Source organism: Nonomuraea sp. K271 (assembly GCF_009908215.1).
GTDB lineage: Bacteria > Actinomycetota > Actinomycetes > Streptosporangiales > Streptosporangiaceae > Nonomuraea > Nonomuraea longispora.
In genome coordinates, this window is sequence record NZ_JAAAHR010000078.1 from 17863 (window position 1) to 39277 (window position 21415).

General features: G+C 70.3%; 20 protein-coding genes. 4 read left to right on the forward strand and 16 right to left on the reverse strand.

Going from position 1 to position 21415, the window contains the following annotated elements:
* The first annotated feature begins 9 nt into the window (after nucleotides 1-9).
* Nucleotides 10-1050, forward strand: coding sequence for a sulfotransferase family protein (locus tag GUY59_RS25345; protein ID WP_138201156.1), 1041 nt, complete (start codon nucleotides 10-12; stop codon nucleotides 1048-1050).
* Between the two features lie 30 nt (nucleotides 1051-1080).
* Here GUY59_RS25345 and GUY59_RS25350 read toward each other — a convergent pair whose 3' ends face one another.
* From GUY59_RS25350 to GUY59_RS25385, 8 genes are all read right to left on the reverse strand, one after another.
* The gene (locus tag GUY59_RS25350; protein WP_138201155.1) at nucleotides 1081-2145 is read right to left on the reverse strand and encodes a glycosyltransferase; all 1065 of its coding nucleotides are present in this window, start codon (nucleotides 2143-2145) and stop codon (nucleotides 1081-1083) included.
* Nucleotides 2142-4772 (reverse strand): bifunctional glycosyltransferase/CDP-glycerol:glycerophosphate glycerophosphotransferase, encoded by a 2631-nt coding sequence (locus tag GUY59_RS25355; protein ID WP_138201154.1) that lies wholly within the window; start codon nucleotides 4770-4772, stop codon nucleotides 2142-2144. The genes GUY59_RS25350 and GUY59_RS25355 overlap by 4 nt, the downstream gene beginning before the upstream one ends.
* A gap of 88 nt (nucleotides 4773-4860) precedes the next feature.
* Entirely contained in the window at nucleotides 4861-5562 is a 702-nt protein-coding gene (locus GUY59_RS25360; protein ID WP_138201153.1) for an SRPBCC family protein, read from the reverse strand.
* Nucleotides 5563-5636: 74 nt separating this feature from the next.
* A complete protein-coding gene (locus tag GUY59_RS25365) occupies nucleotides 5637-6491 on the reverse strand; it encodes an FAD binding domain-containing protein (RefSeq protein ID WP_132336104.1) in 855 nt (284 codons plus the stop codon).
* Entirely contained in the window at nucleotides 6488-8902 is a 2415-nt protein-coding gene (locus GUY59_RS25370) for a xanthine dehydrogenase family protein molybdopterin-binding subunit (protein WP_138201152.1), read from the reverse strand. The genes GUY59_RS25365 and GUY59_RS25370 overlap by 4 nt, the downstream gene beginning before the upstream one ends.
* On the reverse strand, nucleotides 8899-9381 hold the full coding sequence (locus GUY59_RS25375; RefSeq protein ID WP_132336100.1) for a (2Fe-2S)-binding protein: 483 nt from the start codon (nucleotides 9379-9381) through the stop codon (nucleotides 8899-8901). The genes GUY59_RS25370 and GUY59_RS25375 overlap by 4 nt, the downstream gene beginning before the upstream one ends.
* A 71-nt stretch (nucleotides 9382-9452) precedes the next feature.
* Nucleotides 9453-9656 carry a hypothetical protein gene (locus GUY59_RS25380; protein WP_201761325.1) on the reverse strand — a complete coding sequence of 68 codons (204 nt, stop codon included), beginning with the start codon at nucleotides 9654-9656 and terminating at the stop codon, nucleotides 9453-9455.
* A complete protein-coding gene (locus GUY59_RS25385; protein ID WP_161714684.1) occupies nucleotides 9646-11421 on the reverse strand; it encodes a PspC domain-containing protein in 1776 nt (591 codons plus the stop codon). Before GUY59_RS25385 ends, GUY59_RS25380 begins: the two co-directional genes overlap by 11 nt.
* 112 nt (nucleotides 11422-11533) lie before the next feature.
* Here GUY59_RS25385 and GUY59_RS25390 point away from each other — a divergent pair, with 112 nt between their 5' ends.
* A complete protein-coding gene (locus tag GUY59_RS25390; protein ID WP_138201149.1) occupies nucleotides 11534-12745 on the forward strand; it encodes an ATP-binding protein in 1212 nt (403 codons plus the stop codon).
* Complete coding sequence (locus tag GUY59_RS25395) at nucleotides 12742-13374, forward strand: response regulator (RefSeq protein WP_132335036.1); 633 nt, start codon at nucleotides 12742-12744, stop codon at nucleotides 13372-13374. The genes GUY59_RS25390 and GUY59_RS25395 overlap by 4 nt, the downstream gene beginning before the upstream one ends.
* 27 nt (nucleotides 13375-13401) lie before the next feature.
* On the opposite strand, the gene pcrA is transcribed toward GUY59_RS25395, so the two are convergent.
* Nucleotides 13402-15624: a DNA helicase PcrA gene (pcrA, locus tag GUY59_RS25400; protein ID WP_138201168.1), complete on the reverse strand. Its 2223-nt coding sequence runs from the start codon at nucleotides 15622-15624 to the stop codon at nucleotides 13402-13404.
* Nucleotides 15625-15749: 125 nt separating this feature from the next.
* Here pcrA and GUY59_RS25405 point away from each other — a divergent pair, with 125 nt between their 5' ends.
* A complete protein-coding gene (locus GUY59_RS25405) occupies nucleotides 15750-16469 on the forward strand; it encodes a PIG-L deacetylase family protein (protein WP_138201148.1) in 720 nt (239 codons plus the stop codon).
* Between the two features lie 16 nt (nucleotides 16470-16485).
* On the opposite strand, the gene GUY59_RS25410 is transcribed toward GUY59_RS25405, so the two are convergent.
* The 7 genes from GUY59_RS25410 to GUY59_RS25440 all read right to left on the reverse strand — a co-directional run bounded on the left by GUY59_RS25410 (nucleotide 16486) and on the right by GUY59_RS25440 (nucleotide 20872).
* Nucleotides 16486-16914: a PIN domain nuclease gene (locus GUY59_RS25410; RefSeq protein ID WP_132631693.1), complete on the reverse strand. Its 429-nt coding sequence runs from the start codon at nucleotides 16912-16914 to the stop codon at nucleotides 16486-16488.
* The gene (locus GUY59_RS25415) at nucleotides 16896-17111 is read right to left on the reverse strand and encodes a type II toxin-antitoxin system VapB family antitoxin (protein ID WP_201761319.1); all 216 of its coding nucleotides are present in this window, start codon (nucleotides 17109-17111) and stop codon (nucleotides 16896-16898) included. The genes GUY59_RS25410 and GUY59_RS25415 overlap by 19 nt, the downstream gene beginning before the upstream one ends.
* A 271-nt stretch (nucleotides 17112-17382) precedes the next feature.
* A complete protein-coding gene (locus tag GUY59_RS25420) occupies nucleotides 17383-18087 on the reverse strand; it encodes a CPBP family intramembrane glutamic endopeptidase (RefSeq protein ID WP_132631691.1) in 705 nt (234 codons plus the stop codon).
* 26 nt (nucleotides 18088-18113) lie between these two features.
* Entirely contained in the window at nucleotides 18114-18371 is a 258-nt protein-coding gene (locus GUY59_RS25425) for a WhiB family transcriptional regulator (RefSeq protein WP_132631690.1), read from the reverse strand.
* Between the two features lie 98 nt (nucleotides 18372-18469).
* Complete coding sequence (locus GUY59_RS25430; protein ID WP_252374943.1) at nucleotides 18470-19114, reverse strand: neutral zinc metallopeptidase; 645 nt, start codon at nucleotides 19112-19114, stop codon at nucleotides 18470-18472.
* Nucleotides 19111-20574, reverse strand: coding sequence for a glutamate--cysteine ligase (locus GUY59_RS25435; protein ID WP_138201147.1), 1464 nt, complete (start codon nucleotides 20572-20574; stop codon nucleotides 19111-19113). The genes GUY59_RS25430 and GUY59_RS25435 overlap by 4 nt, the downstream gene beginning before the upstream one ends.
* Before the next feature lie 52 nt (nucleotides 20575-20626).
* Nucleotides 20627-20872 (reverse strand): hypothetical protein, encoded by a 246-nt coding sequence (locus tag GUY59_RS25440; protein WP_138201146.1) that lies wholly within the window; start codon nucleotides 20870-20872, stop codon nucleotides 20627-20629.
* Between the last annotated feature and the right edge of the window lie 543 nt (nucleotides 20873-21415).

Consider the following 21415-nt stretch of genomic DNA (forward strand, 5'->3'; position numbering starts at 1 on the left):
TACTACGCAATGTCCGACCGGCCAGTCTTCGTCATCGGATGCCCGCGGTCTGGCACCACGATGCTCCAGCTCATGCTCCATTCGCACCCGCGCATGGCGGTGCCTCCGGAGACGCGCTTCCTCGTACCCGCCTACTACCGCCGGCGCACGTGGGGCGACCTGCGGGTCACCCAGCGCCGCCGCGCGTTCGCCCAGTGGATCGCCACCGAACGCAGCACGAAGTTCCGCGAGCTCAAGATCGACAAGGACGAGTTCATCCGGCAGTGCGTGGAAGGTCCCGGCTCGCTCGGGTCGGTGCTCGGCACGGCCTTCCGCATGTACGCCGACCGGTTCGACAAGCCGCGCTGGGGCGACAAGCGGCCGAGCTACGTCAAGCAGGTCGACCTGCTGCTACGCCTCTTCCCCGACGCCCAGTTCATCCACCTCATCAGGGACGGCCGCGACTGCGTGTCCTCGCTGAAGGAGATGCCCTGGTACAACCTGGACTCCTTCCACGCCGTGTCCACCTGGGCCGAGGCCATCGACGCGGGTGGCCGGCTGCGCCGCACCCTGCCCGAGGACACGTACTACGAGCTGCGCTACGAGGACCTCACCGACGACCCGGCGACCGAGCTGAAGAAGCTCTGCCACTTCCTTGAGGAGGACTTCGCCCCGTCGATGGTCTCCCCGCGCGAGGCCGCCCAGGTGGCGGTGCCGCAGCACAAGGTGTGGCACAGCAACACGCACGGCGACGTCCTGCGCAGCCGCGTGGGCAGCTGGGCGAACCGGCTGGAGGACTGGGAGATCTCGTTGTGCGAGCACATGCTCGGCGACCGCCTGGAATCCATGGGGTACGAGCTCACGGGCGCGCCGAAGCCCTCCAAGGAGCACGTGATCGCCTGCCAGAAGACGATGCAGAAGCGTAAGGCCAGCCGCATGCGCAAGGCCATGCGCGACCGGCTCAACCGCCTGCGCGAGCCGAGCCCGGTGGCCGCACTGCTCACCTCGGGCCAGTGCGCGCTCGCGGGCGTGCCCCACCACCGCCCGGAGGTGACCGAACCGGCGGTGTGATTCGGGGGAGCGAAGTCCTTTTCGCGGCTGTCAGCGGTCGATGTGAGCGAACATCGACTCCCAGCCGTCGAGAACGTGGTCGAGGCGGAAGGCGGCGGCCCGGGTGCGGGCCGCCGCCCCGAGACGCCGCCGTTCCCCGGCGGAACGCACGAGCCGGCCCAGCGCGCCCGCGAAGGCGGCGACGTCGCCGGACGGCACCGGCACCGGCCCGGCCGAGCGTACGCCTCCCGACACGTCGAACGCGACCGAGGGCACCCCGTGCGCGGCCGACTCCAGCAGCACGACGGGCAGGCCCTCGTGTTCGCTGGTCAGGCCGAGCACCGAGGCGGCGAGGTATTCGGCGGGCATGCGCGCCGCGGGCACCCGTCCCCGGAAGATCACCCTGTCCCCGACGCCTTCCCTGGCCGCGTGCTCGCGCAGCCGCGCCAGCTCGCCGCCGTCGCCGATCAGGTGCAGCTCCCACGGCGGCGGCGCGTCCGACCTGGCGAACGCGCTGATCAGCCGGTCGAACCGTTTGACCCCTTCGAGCCTGCCCACGCCCAGCACCCGCGGCGAGTCGAGCGGGGACGTCTCCTCCGGCCAGGTGGACAGGGGATTCGGCAGGCTCCACGTGTTGGGCAGCAGCGCGTGTTCGGAGAAGCGCCAGGCGTCGTCCTCGCTGAGGAAAACCGCCTGGTCGAGCGAGGGATAGTGCTTCCTGATCGAGGCGAGGTGCCAGGTGTCGCGAGCGTGGTCGTACGAGCCGTGATACTGCCCGATCGGACGGAACGCCGGCGGCAGGAGGCCCGCCATCCTGGCGACCGCCGAGGGAGAGGTCATCACCGCGTACCCCGGCCTGATCCCTTCCAGCAGCCGCCTCAGTTTCCCGTCGGCCCGGCCGCGGGCCAGGCGGCCCGTCGAGTCCAGGGGGCGGCGGCTGATGACGTGGTGGTGGTAGAGCGGCCGGTCGACGTACCGGAAGGGGGCGGGGGAGCGGTGCAGGCCGATGACGTGCACCTCGTGGCCCCGCCCGGCCAGCCCCTGGGCGATGGTGTGCGTGACCTGCTGGACGCCGCCGAGGGAGTCGGCGTCCAGGCAGGCGAGGACGACGCTCAACGGGCGCCTTCGAAGAAGTCGGCCACGATCCTGGCAGAGGCGTCGCCGTGCTCGTCGGCGCACCAGAGGTCGCGGAAGGCGGCGTACCGCCCGGCGCAGGCGGCGTGCCGCGCGGGCAGGTCCCTGAGGGCGGCGATCAGGTCCTCGGTGGTCGTCACGCACGGTCCCGGCGCTATGGCCGGGAGGTCGTGGTAGACGCCCCGTTCGGAGAGCCGGTAGTCGTCCCAGTCGTCGATGAGGAACAGCATCGGCTTGCCCGTGAGCGCGTAGTCGCACATCACCGAGGAATAGTCCGTCAGCAGCGCGTCGGAGGCGGGCATGAGGTCGTTGATCTCCGGGTACGCCCCGGCGGTGCGGACGAAGTGCAGCAGGTGCTCGGGCACGCGGTAGCGCTCGACGGGGTGGGTGCGCAGGATGACGACCCACTCGCCGGCCAGTTCGTCGGCCATGAGCTCCAGGTCCGCGCGCACCGAACGGCCGCTGCCCTTGGCCCGGTCGCGGTAGGTGGGCGCGTACAGCAGGATCTTCCTGTCGGGCGGGATCTCCAGCCGCTCGCGTACGTCGTGCGCCCCCTCCCCGCGTACGAGCGCGTCGCAGCGGGGTGTCCCGCAGCGGTAGACCTTGCCCGTGTAGCCGTTGGACGGCAGGAACACCCGCGAGAACTCCGCGCTCGGCGACACCAGCGCGTCCCACCGGGCGACCGCGGCCCGCCACCGCGCCCGCGGCTTGTCGAAGTCGCCGCGCAGGTCGGGCGCGTCGAAGCCGATCGACTTGATGCCCTGCCCGTGCCAGGTCTGCAGGTAGCGGGTGCCCCGCGGCTTCGGGTAGTCGAGCGGGAACCCGTGGCTGTCCACCCAGATCCCCGCGCGGGCCATGGTCCAGACGTAACGCCAGCTGCCCCTGCGCACCCGCCGTACGCCGGGAGGGAACCCGCCGCGTCCCTTGGCCGCCGACCAGACCACCTCGATCGGCAGCCCGCGCCGCCGCACCTCCTCGTGCAGGGCGCGGGGGCTGCCGCTGTAGCCCTTGCCGACGTCCGACTCGAACAGCGCGAGGTCCCTGCGCCGCGGCAGCACGCGGATCAGCACCTTGTACGCCCGGAGCTTGTTCCTCGGCGTGCTGTACCGCTTGATCAGGCGCCGTTTGACCCGTTGCCACACGGGCCGGGGCCCGCCGACGGGACGTACGCACAGGTAGGCGGCCTGGCCCTCGGCCTTCACCGTGCGGCCGGGCAGTTCGACGGGCTTCATGTGCGGGTCGACGACGATCCGGTCGGTCGTGGTGTGCCCGTCGGAGGTCCTGGTGAAGCCGATGCGCGGATCGCACTTGCCGGTGGGCGTGAAGACGACCTCGCTGACGTAACCGCCGTCGCCGGACGCGCGCGGCGTGATGGGGACCCGTCTGCGGCCGAGCTGCAGGAACGCCTTCCACTCCAGCGGCAGCTTGCCGAACGGGTCGTAGCTGCGCACGGTCATCCGTACGTGCTCGCCGTCAGAGGAGACGGCCGTGGCCTCGTGCCGCAACCTGGACTTCGAGAAGGGCAGCTCCGCGAGCCGCAGCCGGGTGATGTCCATGCCTGGTGAGACCGTTGTGCCCCAGTACGTACGCCCGTCGCGCTGCACGGCGGCCCTGGGCGCGGCCCTCGGCCCGGTGAGCTGGCCGGCCGCGATGCGCAGGTCCTCGATCCGGTCGTCCAGGACGAGCCGGCAGCAGACTCGTTCGAGCGGCGACAGCTCGTCCAGCGCGTCCGCGGGGATCTCCTCCAGGTACGGCCGCACGATGGAGGCGAACTCCTTGGTCCACACCAGGTCGCGCGAGGGCAGCGGGTTGAGGTAGACGCGCAGGTCCTGGCGGAGGAAGCGGCGCTGGCGGTGCGGCACCAGGTCCTCGGCCCCGTGCCGGCGCAGGGCGTCGTCGCTCATCCTGGCGGCGACGACCCGCTGGCGTACGTTGTCCAGGTCGTCGATGCTCAGCGAGATCGACGTGTTCGCCGGTGCCCGGTGCCAGTGGTAGACCGTCCACGGCACGACGGCGAACCTGCGCGAGCGCGCGTACAGTTCGGCGGCGAAGACGTGGTCCTCGTAGTGGATGTCCTCGGGGAAACGCAGGCGGGCGGCGCGCAGCCGGCTCAGGTCGTAGAGCTTGTTGGTGGTGAAGCTGTCGAGGAACAACGCGGGCTCCTCACGGATGCCCTCGACGACCCGCCGCCGGGCGAACAACGACGGATAGTACGGCTGGAGGCGTCCCGTCCGCTCGTACAGCCGGGAGATCTGCCCCGACACGAAGTCGGCGCCGGTGCGCTCGATCTCGGTGAGCAGGCTCTTGCACGCGTGCCGGGGCAACTCGTCGTCGCTGTCGAGGAACATCACGTACGGCGCGGTCGCGGCGTCGATGCCGTCGTTGCGCGGGGCCCCGCACCCGCCGCTGTTGCGCTGCCTGCGCAGGTAGCGGACCCGGGGATCGCCCGCCATGAGCCGGGCCGCCACCTGCGGGGTGGCGTCGGTGCTGGCGTCGTCGGAGATGATCACTTCCAGGTCGCGCAGCGACTGCCCGAGCACGGAGTGTACGGCCCTGGGCAGGCGGTCCGCGTCGTTGTACGTGATGACGACGACGGTGCAGTCCGGCATGCCACGTCCCCCCAGTAGTCGCCTGCGGGAATGGGCTGCCCCTGCCGGAAGGGAAGTGTCAGGACTTGGTTGACTATTTGCCTAAAAATCAGCGCGTAAGCCGACGAATCACCCAGGCGATGACCAGCAGCGCCGCGACCGCGCCCGCGATGGGCGCCAGCCGCTTGACCAGCGGTTGCCCGGCGATCTCCAGCAGGTCGAGCGCCTCCTCGTCGGCCGTGCGCGAGGTGCGCAGCGAGCCCACGGGCCGCATCTCGTCCCGGACCTCCTCGGGCTCGCCGGGCTCGGGCACCGCCGCGAGATGCCGATCGTCGTCCTGCGGAGAGGCCGGCTCGACGGTCGACTCGGACAGCAGCTCGGCGAGGTTCTCGGCGAACCTGTCGATGATCTTCGCGCCCACCTCGGCCATCACGCCGCGTCCGAACTGGGCCGGCCGGCCGGTCACGTTGAACGTCGTCTCCACGGCCACCGCCGTGGCCCCTTCGCGCGGCGTCATGTGCGCCTTGACCGTGGCCGAGGCCGTGCCCGAACCCCTCGCTTCCTTGCCCGAAGCCTTGATCGTCAGCGTATGGGAGTCTTTGTCCACTTCCTCGAACGCGGCCGACCCCTTGTACGTCACCGTGATCGGACCGACCTTGACCTTCATCCTGCCGGTGAACTCGTCGCCCTCGAAGACGTCAAGGCTCGCCCCCGGCAGGCACGGAGCGACCCGCTCGACGTCGAGCAGCACCGCCCAGGCCTGCTCGACCGGAACAGGAACCGTGAACTCGTGTTCGAACCGCATCGCCATGGTCCGCTCCTTCTCCCGATGGGTGCGACATTACGCCGGGGCGGGGGCACCCCGGAAGGGATGCCCCCTTCAGGTCAGGGCGATCCGGCCGCCGTGCGTACCGCGCGGTGGGTCAGCACCCTGGCCAGGTGCCGCCGGTAGTCGGGCTGCGCGTGCAGGTCGGCCGGCGGAGAGGTGTCCGCGGCCGCCTCCTCGCACGCCAGGCGCACCTGGTCGCCGAGCTCCACGCCCCGCAGGGCCGCCTCCGTGGCGCGGGCCCGCAGCGGCTTCTCACCCATGTTCGTCAGCCCGATCCTGGCCTCCGTGATCGCGCCGTTCGAGCGCTTGACCGCCGCCGCCACCCCGACGATCGCCCACGACTGCGCGGTCCTGTGGAACTTCTCGTAGTGGAAGCCCCAGCCCGCGCCCAGCTTCGGGATCTTCACGCCGGTCAGGATCTCGCCCGGCTCCAGCGCCGACTCCAGGTAGTCGACGAAGAAACCGGCGGCCGGAATCTCCCGCTCACCGCTCGCCGACCTGGCCACCAGCACGGCGTCCAGCGCCAGCACCACGGCCGGCAGGTCGCCCGCCGGGTCGGCGTGCGCCAGCGAACCGCCGAACGTGCCCCGGTGCCGGATCGCCCGGTCGGCCACCATGGCCGTGGCCAGCGCCACCAGCGGGCAGCCGGCGGTGACCACCTCGGAGCGTACGACCTCGTCGTGCGTGGTCATCGCGCCGATGAAGACGTGGTCGCCGCGGTCGTGCACGCCTCTCAGATCGGGCAGCCGGCCGACGTCCACCAGCGTCGACGGGTACGCCAGGCGCATCCGCAGCAGCGGCAGCAGCGACTGACCGCCCGCCAGCACCTTGGCGTCCTCGTCCGAGGCGAGCGCCTGGCAGGCCTCGTCCAGCGAGGCGGGCCGCGCGTAGTCGAACTGCGCGGGAATCATGGCCGTACTCCTTCCTGCGCGCCATCGTTGAGGGCCCGCCAGATGCGTTCCGGCGTGCACGGCATCCGTACGTCGTGCACCCCTCGCGGGCGCAGGGCATCGACGACGGCGTTCACCACGGCCGGGGTCGAGGCGATCGTGCCCGCCTCGCCGACGCCCTTGACGCCCAGCGGGTTGCTGGTCGCCGGCGTCTCGGTGCGGTCGAGGGTGAACCCCGGCAGGTCCGCCGCGGACGGCAGCAGGTAGTCGGCCATCGTGGTGGTCAGCAGGTTGCCGTCGGCGTCGTAGACGGCCTCCTCGAACAGCGCCTGCGCGATGCCCTGCGCGATGCCGCCGTGCACCTGGCCCTCCACGATCAGCGGGTTGACGACCTTGCCGACGTCGTCGACCGCCACGTACGAGCGGATCTTCACCATGCCCGTCTCCGTGTCCACCTCCACCGCGCACAGGTGGGTGCCGTGCGGGAAGGAGTAGTTCTCCGGATCGAACGTGGCCTCGGAGTCGAGCCGCGCCTCCACCCCGTCGGGCAGGTCGTGCGCCGTGAACGCGGCCAGGGCCAGCTCCTGGATCGTCTTGCGCGACTCGGTGCCGCGCACCTTGAACGCCCCGGACTCGAACTCCAGGTCGTCCGGCGAGCACTCCAGCACGTGCGCGGCCAGCGTGCGGGCCTTCTCCTTGACCTTGTCGCACGCCTTGAGCACCGCGACGCCGCCGATGACGAGCGAACGGGAGCCGTAGGTGTCCATGCCCTTGTGGGCGATCGCCGTGTCGCCGTGCAGCACCGTGACGTCCTCGAACGGCACGCCGAGCGCGTCGGCCGCGATCTGGCTCCACGACGTCACGTGGCCCTGCCCGTGCGGGGAGGTGCCGGTGATGACCTCGACCTTGCCCGTGGGCAGCATGCGCACCGCGCCGTGCTCCCAGCCGCCGGCGCCGTAGTTGGCCTCGCCGAGCATCCGCGACGGCGCCAGGCCGCACATCTCCGTGTACGTGCTGACGCCGATGCCGAGCTGCACCGGGTCGCCCCTGTCACGCCGGTCGGACTGTTCGGCCCGCAGCTTGTCGTAGCCGAACAACGCCAGCGCCCTGTCCGTGGCCGCCTCGTAGTTGCCGGAGTCGTACGTCAGGCCCGAGATCGTGGTGTACGGGAACTCCTCGTGCTTGATCCAGTTGCGCCTGCGCACCTCCACCGGGTCCAGGTTCAGCTCGGCGGCCAGTTCGTCCATCATGCGCTCGATGGCGAACGTCGCCTCGGGCCGGCCCGCGCCCCGGTAGGCGTCCGTGGGCATCTTGGTGGTGAACACGCCCGTGCACGCGAACTCGTACGCGTCCATCTTGTAGATCGCGTTGAACATCGACGCGCCCAGCATGGGAATTCCCGGTGACACCAGCATCAGATAGGCGCCCATGTCGGCCAGCAGGCTCACCTGCAGCCCCCGGATGCGCCCGTCGGCGTCGGCGGCCAACCTGACGTGCTGGATCTGGTCGCGGCCGTGGTGCACGGTCAGGTTGCCCTCGGAGCGGGACTCCGTCCACTTGACCGGCTTGCCCAGCTTGCGCGTGAGCAGCAGGCCCAGCACCTCCTCCGCGGTGACCTGCAGCTTCGAACCGAACCCGCCGCCCACGTCGGGCGCGATCACGCGGATGCGGTGCTCGGGCACGCCGGTCACCATGGCCAGCATGACCCGCAAAACGTGCGGGATCTGCGTGGACGTCCACAGCGTGAACGACTCGCCGTCCGTGTCGGCCAGCACCGCCCGCGGCTCCATCGCGCTCGGTATCAGCCGCTGCTGCACGTACGTGCGGTCGATGACGACGGGGGCGCCCTCGAACGCCGCGTCGAGGTCACCGGACGTGAGCTTCGCGCTGAACGCCTTGTTGCCCGCCTCGTGCACCTTCGGGCTGCCCTCGGCGAGGGCTTCGTTCATGTCGAGCACGGCGGGCAGCGGCTCGTAGTCGACCTCGATGGCGTCGAGCGCGTCGGCGGCGCGGTAGCGGTCGGTCGCGACGACGCAGGCCACCGCCTCGCCGACGTAACGCACTTCGGACACGGCCATCGGCGGGTGGTCGGGGATGACGATGTCGTCGCTCACCGGCCAGGCGCACGGCAGGCTGCCCTGCTCCGCCGCGAAGTCCTCCCCGCTGAACGCCGCCACGACCCCCGGCAGGTCACGCGCCCCCGACACGTCGACCCTGGTGATCCTGGCGTGCGCCATCGGGCTGCGCAGGTACATCACGTGCAGCATGCCGGGGCGCGAGAGGTTGTCCGTCCACTGTGTCCGCCCCGTGAGCAGCCTCGTGTCCTCCTTGCGCCGCCGCGGCCTGCCCACCTCGGACCGGCTGGTCGGCTCGTTGACCTGGTCGCTCCGGGCGATCTGCTCGGCGACCAGGCCGGCGTCCATCTCGGTCATGACGAGCTCACCGCCTGCCCCATCTCCTGCGCGCCCCTGCGTACGGCGCGCACGATGTTGCAGTAGCCGGTGCAGCGGCACAGGTTGCCTTCGAGGCCCTCCCTGATCGTCTCCTCGGACGGGTCGGGGTCGTCTCTGAGCAGGTCGATCGCGGCCATGACCATGCCGGGCGTGCAGTAGCCGCACTGCAGCGCGTGCTCTTCGTGGAAGGCGCGCTGCATCGGGTGCATCGACCCGTCGGCGCCGAGGCCCTCAATGGTGACGACGTCGGCGCCGTCGGCCTGCACGGCCAGCACCGAGCAGCTCTTCACGCTCTGGCCGTCGAGCATGACCGTGCAGGCGCCGCAGTTGCTGGTGTCGCAGCCGACCGGCGTGCCGGTCTTGCCCAGGCGTTCTCTCAGCAGGTGGACGAGCAGGAGTCGCGGCTCGACGTCCTCCTCGTAGGTGATCCCGTCGACGGTGACGGTGATTCGGGGCATACGTCCTCCCTCAGGAGCAGGGGGAAAGGCGGACACTCCGAACGTACGCCGGTGTTATTCCCGGTCAAGGTCTACTTCCTGCGAAGCCCCCTGGCGATGATCGCCACCAGCCCCGCGAACGCCAATCCCAGCACCATCACACCCCAGAGGACCAGCCAATCCGTGATCGCCCTTGTCACCACCAAAATACCCAAAACGACAAAAAGCACGCCGCTGAGCAGGGCCATCCAGTCCGTTCTGTGCAGGCGGCGCGGCCGCTCGACCTCACGCGGCACGTCGCACCTCGATGTCACCGAGGCCGCTGCGCAGATCGAGCACGATGGTGGCGGGCTCGCCCTCCGGCCGCACCTCGGGGGGCAGCACCTCACGCACCCGCACGTCCACTCCGCTCTGAACCGACTGATCCAGCGTGATGTCACCGACCTTGCTCGACGCGCGTACCTCCACCCTCGCCGTCGGCGGCACGATCACGACCAGCTCGCCCGCCTTGACCGACGCGGTGAACGTCGTCGTCGACCCCGGCTCCAGCTCCAGCTCCGACAGGTCCAGCCTGCCGTCGCCGAGCCCGGCGTCGAAATGCCTGCTCGCCTCGGCCACGCTCGACGGCACCCACTCCGACGAGCCGACGTTGCTCGGCACACCGCCCAGCATCAACCCCGTGCCCACGAGCAGCGCGACGAACGTGCCCGCCGCCACCAGCCCGGCGCCGCGCCCCCACCAGGCGGCGATCAGCAGCCCGGCGCCGATGGTGATGAGCATGGCGCCGCCGACGATGGTCGGGCTCACGCCAGCGGCCGTCCTGGCCTGGGCCGCCATGACGATCCCTCCAATGATGAAAGCGAGCAACACGGTCAGGACGCCGATGAACGACCTCGGGCGGCGCCGGCGCGGCGGGGCCGGCGCGGGGGCCGGACGGGCGTACAGCGCGGGGTCGTACGGCGAGTAGCCGCCGCCTCTCTTGGCCGGGTCTAGTGGCTGGTAGGGGCCGTTGGGGGCGAACGGGTCGCCGTAGCCGCTGTGGCCGGAGGGCGTCGTCTGCGCCCGACGGGGACCGCCGGCGGGCGTCCCGTACGGCTCGGCCTGCTCGTACGGCTCGGCCTGCTCGTACGGCTCGGCCTGCTCGTACGACTGGGACGGCCTGTACGGCTCGGACGGCCTGTAGGGCGGCACGGCGTGCTCCGCCGTCACCGCGTCGCCGAGAGCCGGGTCGGGCCCGGCGGCGGCCGGCTGCTGCGCGTCCTCGCCCACCGGCCCGGTGAACTCCCGGGTCGGCTGCTCGACCGGTCGGTGGCCCGGCGTCTCCTGCGCCGCCTCGGGAATCGGGTGGCGGGTGGTTTCGTGCGCCGCCTCCTGGGACGGGTGGCGCGTCGTCCCCGGCGCCGGCTCGCCGGACGGCTCCTGGAGCGGCCGGCCGGCCGCCCGCTGGGCCTGGACCTGATCGGGCGTCGCCGACTCGGCCGGACCCGGCGCGGGCGTCTCCCGCGAGGGCGACGACGTCTGCGCGGTCTCGTCCAGGCCTGTGCGTGCGGACTGCGGCCGCACCGGCGGCGTCGTGCACGACGCCGCCTGCCGCTCGCCGTCGGTCCTGCGCCTGCCGAGCCGCTCGGGCATCGACCGGGCCAGCCCCAGCAGGTCGACCCCGCTCGCGTGCGCGGCCAGCAGCGACACCGCCAGGAACACGCCCACGACGAGCGTGCCCACGTCCAGCCACACCGTCGCCAGGTTGAGGCCCAGGCCGCACGCCAGGACCGCGCCCATCAGCGCCATCACGGTGTCGGCGTCGAAGTCACGGCCGGTCCACTGCTCGATGAGGCCGGATTTGCCGTTCGGCTCCTTCATCAGCAGGAACGCCGAGAGGTAGAGGAACAAGCCGATGCCCGAGCCGAACATCAGCACCGCGAAGCCCACGCGGAACACCACGGGGTCGATGCCGGTGTGCCGCCCGAGGCCCGCGCAGACTCCCATGAGGAAGCGCCCCTCGCCGCTGCGTCGCAGCACTCGATGAGGGGCGGCCGGTTCCCTGGGCGGAGCTTCTGTCATGTCACCATCGTGTACCTATGCGCCGGGTGCCCGCATCCGGGACACCCCTGACCCGACCCGGGGGTCGTTCCCTGATGCCTCGATGCCCGGGACATGTGACTATGGCCATGTTATGGCTGACCAGAAGACACTCGCCGAGCCCAGTGGCGAAACGCCTTACCGGCGGATGATGCGCCCCATGGAGGGCCGCCTGATCGGCGGCGTGGCCCAGGGGCTGGCGACGCAGCTCTCGCTTGATCCGGTGGTGATCAGGCTGATGTTCGTGCTGCTCAGCGCGGTCAACGGGGTCGGCATGGTCGCGTACGCGGTGCTGTGGATGATCGCGCCGAAGCAGCCGTACAGGGGGGCTGCTCCGCCGCCGCGTGACTGGAGCCAGCTCGCCGCGTTCAGCGCGATCGGGGTGGCGCTGCTCGCGTTCGGCTGGCTGACGGGCGCCTCCCAGGGCGGCATCGGCATGCTGCCGTTCGCGGTGGGCGGGATCGGCGCCCTGATCCTCTGGCAGCAGGCCGACCCGGAACGCCGCAAGAACTGGATGAGCGGCGCGGCGCTCAGCATGCGGAAGAACCGGGTGCGCTCGCTGCTCGGCGTGGCGCTCGTCGTGATCGGCGGAGCCGGGTTCCTGGCGGCACAGGGCGAGCTGGCCCAGGCCAGCCAGGGGCTGCTGTTCACCGGAGTCGTGGTCGGCGGTCTGGCCGTCATCGCCGCTCCCTGGCTGGCGGGCCTGTGGAAGGAACTGCAGCTCGAACGGCGTGAACGCATCAGGCAGGAGGAACGCGCCGAAGTCGCCGCCATGGTGCACGACTCGGTGCTCCACACGCTCACGCTGATCCAGCGGGTCGCCCACGACCAGCGCGAGGTCACCCGCCTGGCCCGCGCGCAGGAGCGCGACCTGCGCAACTGGCTCTACCAGCCGGCCCAGGACGCCGACGCCACGGTGGCGGCCGCCGTACGCAGGATCGCCGCCGAGGAGGAGGACGCGCACGGCGTGCCCATCGAGGTGGTCTGCGTCGGGGACATCGACCTCGACTCGGCGGGCAAGCTGGCCGCCATGCTGAAGGCGTCCAGGCAGGCGATGGTCAACGCCGCCAAATACTCTGGTAGTCCGTCCATTTCCGTCTATACGGAAGTAGAGGGTGAAGAGGTCGCGATTTTCGTGAAGGATCGTGGCAAGGGGTTCGACCTTGAGGCCGTCCCCCTCGACAGGATGGGAATCAGAGAGTCCATCATCGGCAGAATGGAACGTCACGGAGGCGCAGCCAGAGTGCGCACCGAGCCCGGCGAGGGCACGGAAGTGATGTTGACCATGAAGGTGGAGAAGGCATGACGCGAGTGTTGATCGTCGATGATCACCGGCTGTTCCGTTCCGGCGTGCGCGCCGAACTCGGCGACTCGATCGAGGTGGTGGGCGAGGCCGAGGACGTGGACTCCGCGGTCAAGGCGATCGCCGAGCAGCAGCCCGACGTGGTGCTGCTCGACGTGCACATGCCCGGAGGCGGCGGCCAGGAGGTGCTGCGCCGCGTCCTCGGCTCCGGCTCCCAGGTGCGTTTTCTCGCCCTGTCCGTCTCCGACGCCGCCGAGGACGTCATCGGCGTCATCCGGGGCGGCGCCAGGGGCTATGTCACCAAGAACATCAGCGGCAAGGAGCTGACCGACGCCATCCGCAGGGTGTCGGAAGGCGACGCCGTCTTCTCGCCGCGGCTGGCCGGCTTCGTGCTGGACGCGTTCGCCTCGTCGGAGGCGCCTTCGATCGACCCGGAGCTCGACTCGCTGACGCAGCGCGAGCGCGAGGTGCTGCGGCTGATCGCGCGCGGTTACGCGTACAAGGAGATCGCGAAGGAGTTGTTCATCTCCGTCAAGACCGTGGAGACGCACGTCTCGTCGGTGCTGCGCAAGCTCCAGCTCTCCAACCGCCACGAGCTCTCACGCTGGGCCACCGCCCGCCGCCTGGTCTGACACGCCCGCGCGGGCGCGCGGGCCGGCTCACAACTTCTCAAGCGGTGCGTACGCCAGCAGCAACGTCTTCTCCCCGCCCTCGCCGAAGTCGATCTTGACCTTGGTCTTCTCCGCCACGCCGTCCACGGACACCACCGTGCCGAGCCCGAACGCGTCATGGGTGACCCGGTCGCCCGGCGCCAGCGACGGCACGGTGCGCCCGCCGCTCTTCGCCGGGACGGGCCGGGCGGCCGGCTCGCGCCGGGTGGCCGCGCTCCAAGCGGACTTCTCCGGGTCGGTGCGCCAGTCGATGAGCTGCCCCGGCACCTCGCTGACGAAGCGGGAGGCGGGATTGAACGACGGCGCCCCCCAGGAGCTGCGCACGGCCGCCCGCGTGAGGTAGAGCCGCTGCCGGGCCCGGGTGATGCCGACGTAGGCCAGCCGCCGTTCCTCCTCCAGCTCCTTGGGCTCGCTCAGTGACCTGATGTGCGGGAACACGCCGTCCTCCATCGCCGTCAGGAAGACGACGGGGAACTCCAGGCCCTTGGCGGTGTGCAGGGTCATCAGCGTGACGACGCCCTGGCCGCCGTCGGCGTCGGGGATCTGGTCGGCGTCGGCCACCAGCGACACCTGCTCAAGGAACTCGACCAGCGTGCCCTCGGGGTTGGCCTCCTCGAACTCGGAGGCGACGGAGACGAGCTCGTTGAGGTTTTCCAGGCGCGACTCGTCCTGCGGATCTTCTGAGGCCTCCAGCTCGGCGCGGTAGCCGGTGGCCACCAGCACCTCCTCGGCCAGCGCGGACGGCGGGACGCCCTCGGCCTTGCCGATCAGCTCCTCGATCATCGCGACGAACTCGCGCACCGCGTTGAGCGAGCGGGTGGCCATGCCGTGCGCCTCGTCGGCCCGGCGCAGCGCGTCCCAGAACGAGATGCGCTCGCGCGACGACAGCGCCTCGATCATGGCCTCGGCCCGGTCGCCGATGCCGCGCTTGGGCACGTTGAGTATGCGCCGCAGCGACACGACGTCGGCCGGGTTGGCCAGCACCCGCAGGTAGGCCAGCAGGTCCTTGACCTCCTTGCGCTCGTAGAAGCGCACGCCCCCGACCACCTTGTAGGGCAGGCCGGTGCGGATGAAGATCTCCTCGAAGACGCGGGAGGCGGCGTTGGTGCGGTAGAAGACCGCGACGTCGCCGGCCTTGACGCCCTCCTCGTCGCTGAGCCGATCGACCTCCTGGGCCACGAACATGGCCTCGTCGTGCTCGTTGTCGGCGACGTAGCCCACGATCTTGGGGCCGTCGCCCTGGTCGGACCAGAGGTTCTTCGGCTTGCGCGACTCGTTGCGCGCGATGACGGCGTTGGCGGCGGCCAGAATGTTCTGGGTGGAGCGGTAGTTCTGCTCCAGCAGGATCGTGCGCGCGTCGGGATAGTCGCGCTCGAACTCCAAAATGTTGCGGATCGTCGCGCCGCGGAAGGCATAGATCGACTGGTCGGCGTCGCCCACCACGCACAGCTCCGACTGGCCGGTCCCCGACCGCACGAGGTCGCCGTCGGCGGTGCGCAGCTCGGGACGCCCGACCAGCTCCCTGATCAGGATGTATTGGGCGTGGTTGGTGTCCTGGTATTCGTCGACGAGCACGTGCCTGAAGCGCATCCGGTAGTGCTCGGCCACCTCGGGGAAGAGCTGGAACAACGTCACCGTGTTCATGATGATGTCGTCGAAGTCCATCGCGCCGGCCTCGGTCAGCTTGAGCTGATAGGCCTTGTACGCCTGCGCGAGCGTCTTCTCCAGGTGCGAGCCGGCCTTGTCGAGCGCGGTCTCGTAGTCGATCAGCTCGTTCTTGAAGTTGCTGACCTGGGCGGAGAAGGAGCGCGGCGGATAACGCTTCGGGTCGAGCTCCATCTCCCTGCAGACCATCGCCATGAGCCGCTGCGAGTCGGCCTGGTCGTAGATCGAGAAGCTGGACGGGAAGCCCAGCCGCTTGGCCTCCCGGCGCAGGATGCGCATGCAGGCGCTGTGGAACGTCATCACCCACATGGCCTTGGAGCGCGGCCCGACCAGCTGGTCGATGCGCTCCTTCATCTCCTTGGCGGCCTTGTTCGTGAAGGTGATGGCGAGGATCTCGCCCGGATGGGCCTCGCGCTCGGCCAGCAGATAGGCGATGCGATGTGTCAGCACCCGCGTCTTGCCCGACCCCGCGCCCGCGACGATGAGCAGCGGACTGCCATGATGGATCACGGCCTCACGCTGCTGCGGGTTGAGGCCATCGAGCAAGGGGTGGTCAACGGAGACTTGGGTCGGCACCCACCCAGGGTAAGACGCCCCACCGACAAACGTGGCACGGAATGCGATCGCCGGGGCTCAGGTTGTGCTCGACGGAAGGCGCGGAAAGGGGAAGCATGCTGCCGGACAGCGAGATCAACCGGGTTCTTGTCGTGACCGCCCATCCGGACGACGCCGATTTCGGCGCCGCCGGGAGCGTGGCGCTGCTCGCCGACCGGGGCGTGGAGGTCACCTACCTGCTGGTCACGGACGGAGACGCGGGCGGCAACGAACGCACTCTGGACAACTCGGGCATGGCCGAGCTGCGCAGGACCGAGCAGCGGGCCGCCGCCAAGGCGGTCGGCGTCACGGATCTGCGTTTCCTCGGTCATCCGGACGGTCAGGTGGTGCCGTCGCTGGAGCTGAGACGCGACATCGCCCGGGTGATCCGCCAGGTCAGGCCCGACCTGGTCATCACCCACCACCCCGACCGTAACTACGGGTTCATCGCGCCCAGTCATCCCGACCATCGCGCGGTGGGCGGCGCCGCCCTCGACGCCGTCTACCCCGACGCCCGCAACCCCTACGCCTTCCTCGAACTGGCGCGGGACGAAGGCCTGGAGGCGTGGACCGTGCGTGAGGTGTGGCTGACCGGCGGCCCCGCACCCGACCACTGGGTGGACGTCACCAGCGCAATGGACCGCAAGCTCGCGGCATTGCAGTCACATGTGAGCCAGGTCGCCCACGTCGAGGGCTTCGCCGACTTCGTCAAGAGCCGCTTCGCGGCCTGGGGTGAGCAGGCCGGCTTCGGCGTGGGCCGCTACGCGGAGGGCTTCCAGGTCGTCTCGACGGCCTGACCTCCGCCTCGCGGTGCTACGGCACCGATCCGGGGGGCACCACCCAGAGCGCGGGCTGCCCCGTGACCTCGGAGATGACGTCGAAGTCGCGGTCGTAGTGCAGGACCGTCGCCCCGTGCACCTCGGCACAGGCGGCGATCAGTAGATCGTTCGGTCCGATGCCGCGGTGCTGAGAGATCGCTACGAGCTGTTTCTGCACGTCCAGGGCCCGTGCCTGCACCTCCTGGTCCATCGGGAGCAGCACGCACTCGCGCTGGGCCTGAAGGATGCGTTGGTAGTGGGCGATGTCGCGGGCGCTATAGAGCACTTCGAGATCGATGATGCTGCAGGTCGCCACGGCCCGAGCCGCGTAGAGCGGATGGAGCGCCTTCGCGACCGCGTCGCTGGTGCGGATGCGCGCCAGCGCGCTCTTGTCCAGCAGATACATCAGTCCTGCCGTCGCCACGCATTCTTCATGATCTCCGGGTCGAGCAGATCCGGGCTCCCCTCCGTGCGCCAGAACTCGAAGGCCTCTATTGCGCTGGCCCTCTCCGCGTCTCTGTCGATGACCACCTGCAGTGCGATGTGGACCGTCTCCTTCATGGTCGGCGTCCCTAGCTTCTGCTGGGCCTCCTCCAGGAGCTCCTTGTCGATGTCGATCACTGTACGCATGCAACACCACCTCCGTACCTCCAGCGTATATCAGAACCTGCGATCTTGATATACGCCCTTCCCGAGGAGGAGCGATTTCCCGGGAAGGGCGCCACGCAGACGTTAGAGCATCGAGGCAGGGGGCATGTGGAACGATCCAGAAGGCGCCAGTGGGATCTTCACTCTCGGGTGGAGAACCTTCAATCCCGGACGGGTAGATGATCTGCCGCGGGACGCCAGAGGCGGTCACCGTACGTGGTCAAAACGGGGTGAGCGGGAAATCTCAGACTGAGGCGGGAGGGCTTGGCTTTCGCTTGGCGGCGAGGCGGGCGAAGAGGTAGCCGAAGGAGTTGGTGGCCAGATGCAGCATCACGGGGGTCAGCAGGCCGCCCCGGCGGCGTAGCTCGCAGAACAGCACGCCCGCCGCCGCCGTGGACACCACGCTGCCCGCCACCACGCGGGCAGTGTCGAGGCGCCCGGGGGCTTCGTCGGCGACCAGGGCGCCGAGCGCGGGGTTGGCGCGGGCCATGTCGATGGCCGGAAGGATGTGCCAGAGGCCGAACAGGGCAGAGGAGACCCCGGTGGCGGCGACCGCGCCGTGCCGCCGGCGCAGCATCGCGTGGAGCGCGCCTCTGAAGCCCACCTCCTCCAGCAGGACCGTGCCGAAGGGAACCTGGATCAGGGCCTCCTCCCAGGCACGGGCGCGCGAGAGCGACAGGGCGCGGTCGTCGTGGAAGAGCGGCCTGGTGCGCGGCATCGAGATGCCGGCCGTATAGACGGCGGCCACCCCCGCGGCCAGGGCGCCGCCCGCGATCGCGCCGCGGCGGCCGTGCTCGAAGCCGAGCTCCTTCCACGACAGACCCGACCTGCGGGCCATCGCCACCAGGGCGGCCGTCGCCGCGGCGGACGTCAGCGGGCCCAGCCTGGGGGCGATCTTGTTATTCATGATGTTGGCGGCGGCGAGGATCGCGATCGAGCGAAGCAGCACCCCTGCAGGCTACGTCGCCCGCGCGGTCACGACGCGGCGGGACGGCGCCAGCCCGCGGGAAAGCGGGTGCGGCGGCGTTCCTCCGGCGTGAGGCCGCCCCAGATGCCCTCCGCCTCGCCCGCGCTCAGCGCGTAGGAACGGCATTCCTCGATGACCTGGCAGCCGGCGCAGACCGCTTTGGCCCGCGCCTCCTGCAACGGGGTGGGGGCGAGAGGGAAGAAGAGGTCAGGGTCGCTGAACTTGCACGCGCCCCTGCGCAGCCAGCCGATCTCCTCCAGTGACATGGGTCAACGGTAGAGCGTGGACATGATCAGACACATCATCCTCTCGGTTGACGCGCTCATACATCCCTGGGATTGAGGCCGGCCGGGCCCGTACGGCGTCAGCAGGCGTTCACCCCGTCCCGGTATCCCGCCGCGAACGACGCCTGACGTTGCTCCGCCGTGCCGTGCGCCGAGGGGTCGAGCCAGTCGTCCGTGGGGTCGCCCGCCGCCTCCAGGCTGTAGAGCAGTTCCTCCTCGTCGCCCTCCTCCGCCCGCAACGCGCCCGAGCGCACCAGGGCCGAGAGGGTGCCGCCCGCGTAGCAGTCGGCCTGGAGCTCTACCTGCACGTTCAGCTGGAAGCCGGTCCGGAGCTGCGCCTGCACGGCGTGCCCGATCTCATGCGGGATGATGACGTAGACCGAGCCGTCGCCCATCTCCGTCCACAACATCTCCATCCAATCCCGGTCATAGGCGACGAAGTGGCCGAGCGGGCAGTAGAAGGCGTTGTTCGGGACGGCGGGCTCATTGCCGCAGGCCGGGCCGGAGCGGCCCGAATAGGGGACGAAGGCGGTCAGCGGCCGATAGGTCCTGCCTAACTGCTCGAACTGCTGTTTCCACAAGGCCTCCGACAACGTGCGCGCGGTGCGGACGTCCTCCTCGAAGGAGTCGGCGCCCTCGTTGTCCATCGACGTCGGCCGTATGATGCCGCACGCGCCGGCCAGCAGGACCAGGACGAGGGCCAAAGCTCGTTTCACGGGCTTCACGCATCCCAAGTGTGCACGGGTTCGTTGCTGTGCATGCGCTCGATGTAGTCCAGCGTCATGGCACGCAGCGCCTCGTGCCGGTCGCCTCCGTGCGCGTTCACGCGCTCCACCTGCCAGCTCGCCCCCGTACGGCCGGCGATGCAGCGTCCCTCGATGATGCCGAGCAGCCGGTCGGCGACCGGGCCGTCCACGCCCCACGCGGCCAGCCCCTCGCGCGCCATGGGCAGCAGGCGGCGCAGGATCAGCTCGGCCGCCGGCACCTCGCCCACGCCCGGCCAGTACAGGCGCGCGTCCAGCCCGTGCCGGGCCGCGGCGGCGAGGTTGTCGGCCGCCGCCTGGAACGACATCCGGCTCCAGAGCGGCCGCTGGGCGTACGGCAGGACGCGCATCAACCCGTAGTAGAAGGCCGCGTTGGCGGCGATGTCGGCCACGGACGGCCCGGCGGGCAGCACCCGGTTCTCGATGCGCAGGTGCGGGACCCCGTCCACCACCGCGTACACCGGCCGGTTCCAGCGGTAGATCGTGCCGTTGTGCAGGGTGAGCTCGTGCAGTTCCGGCATGCGGCCCTGTTCGAGCTCCACGCGGGGGTCCTCGCTCTCGCAGAGCGGCAGCAGAGCAGGGAAGTAGCTGACGTTCTCCTCGAAGAGGTCGAAGACGCTCGTGATCCACCGTTCGCCGAACCACACTCTCGGCCGTACGCCCTGCGTCTTCAGCTCCGCCGGCCGCGTGTCCGTGGCCTGCTCGAACAGCGCCATCCTGGTCTCGCGGTGCAACTCCTTGCCGAACAGGTACGGCGAGTTGGCCGCGACCGCGACCTGAGGGGCGGCGATGATCTGGGCCGCGTTCCAATGGGCGGCGAACGCCTCGGGGCTGACCTGGAGGTGGAGTTGCACGCTGGTGCAGGCGGCCTCGGGCGTGATGCTGTCCGCGTGCGTGTCGAGGCGTTCGACGCCGTCGATGGCCAGGTGCAGGTCCTCGCCGCGGGCCGCGAAGATCTGCTCGTTGAGCAGCCGGTAGCGGGGGTTCGCCGAGAGCGTGCCCTCGCCGATGTCCTGCTCGCGCAGCGTGGGCAGGATGCCGATCAGGACCAGGTGGGCGTCCTGCGAACGGGCGCGCTCCTCGGCGTGGTTGAGCCGGGCCCTGACGTCGTCCTCCAGGCGGAGCGCGCCGTCCCCGCCCAACTCCTGGGGTTCGATGTTGATCTCGATGTTGAACTGGCCCAGCTCCGTCGCCCAGTCCGGCCGCTCGATCGCGGCGAGCACCTGGGCGTTGCGCATGACGGCCTCGCCGTGCGCGTCCACGATGTTGAGCTCGATTTCCAGGCCGGCGAGCGGGCGTTCGAAGTCGAAACGGGACTCGCGCAACATCTGGGCGAAGACGTCGAGACACCGACGCACCTTCTCCCGATATTTCCGGCGGTCGTCCCGGCTGAAGACGACGACTGGGACATCCCTCCCCATACCACGAAATGTCGCACGCCCACGCCCCCAAAACCAGCGCGCAGCCCAGTATTTACCGCGCACTGAGCCCCACATGAACCCACGAACCCACCCGCGCAACCACCAACCGTCCGGCGGGGCGTCGCGCGGTGACGGCGGCCGTCGCGATGAGCGAGCAGGCGACGGATCCAACGGCGTCGGCGGCGTTGTCCGTCAGGCTCTGGCGGCGGGTGGCGACGTGGCTGAGCGGGTCGACCTCGACGGAGGCCGTCACATGCCGGGTGCGGGCCCCTCGGGCTGTCGCGGCCGTAGTGCTCATGGAGCGCGCGGCGTTGATGGCGACCCGGCCGTTCGCCGGTTGCGCGTGTCGATCACCGAACGCACGTCAGCGTCCTGTCCCGGGACGGGCACGCCGTAAGTGTGCCCGTCCGGGGGCAGACGGCCTCCGCTGAGGCCCCGGCTCGCCGGAACACACCCCACGGGCCGACCGGTGACCACGGAACACGGCCCACAGTGCGCGCCGTAGCGGCGGCGCGCCACTGAAGGGTCAGAGAGCGTCGCCCTGGAAGGTCCTCAGCCGGCGTGCGGTGGGTGGCTCACGTTGGCGCAGCCGTAAGGGATGGGGTTCTCAACGGCGGGACGGCGGTAGGGCATGGGGTCGTCACGGCGGGCGGGGTCATGAAGTCCTGAAGCCTGTAGGGGCGCGGCTAGGGTGCTGGGATGCGTGTACTGATCACTGGCGGGGCGGGTTATATCGGCGGCACGGTCGCGTCGGCGTGCCTAGACGCGGGGATCACGCCCGTGATTCTGGACAGCCTTGTGACGGGGCGCAGGGAGTTCGCGGAGGGGCGGGTCTTCTATG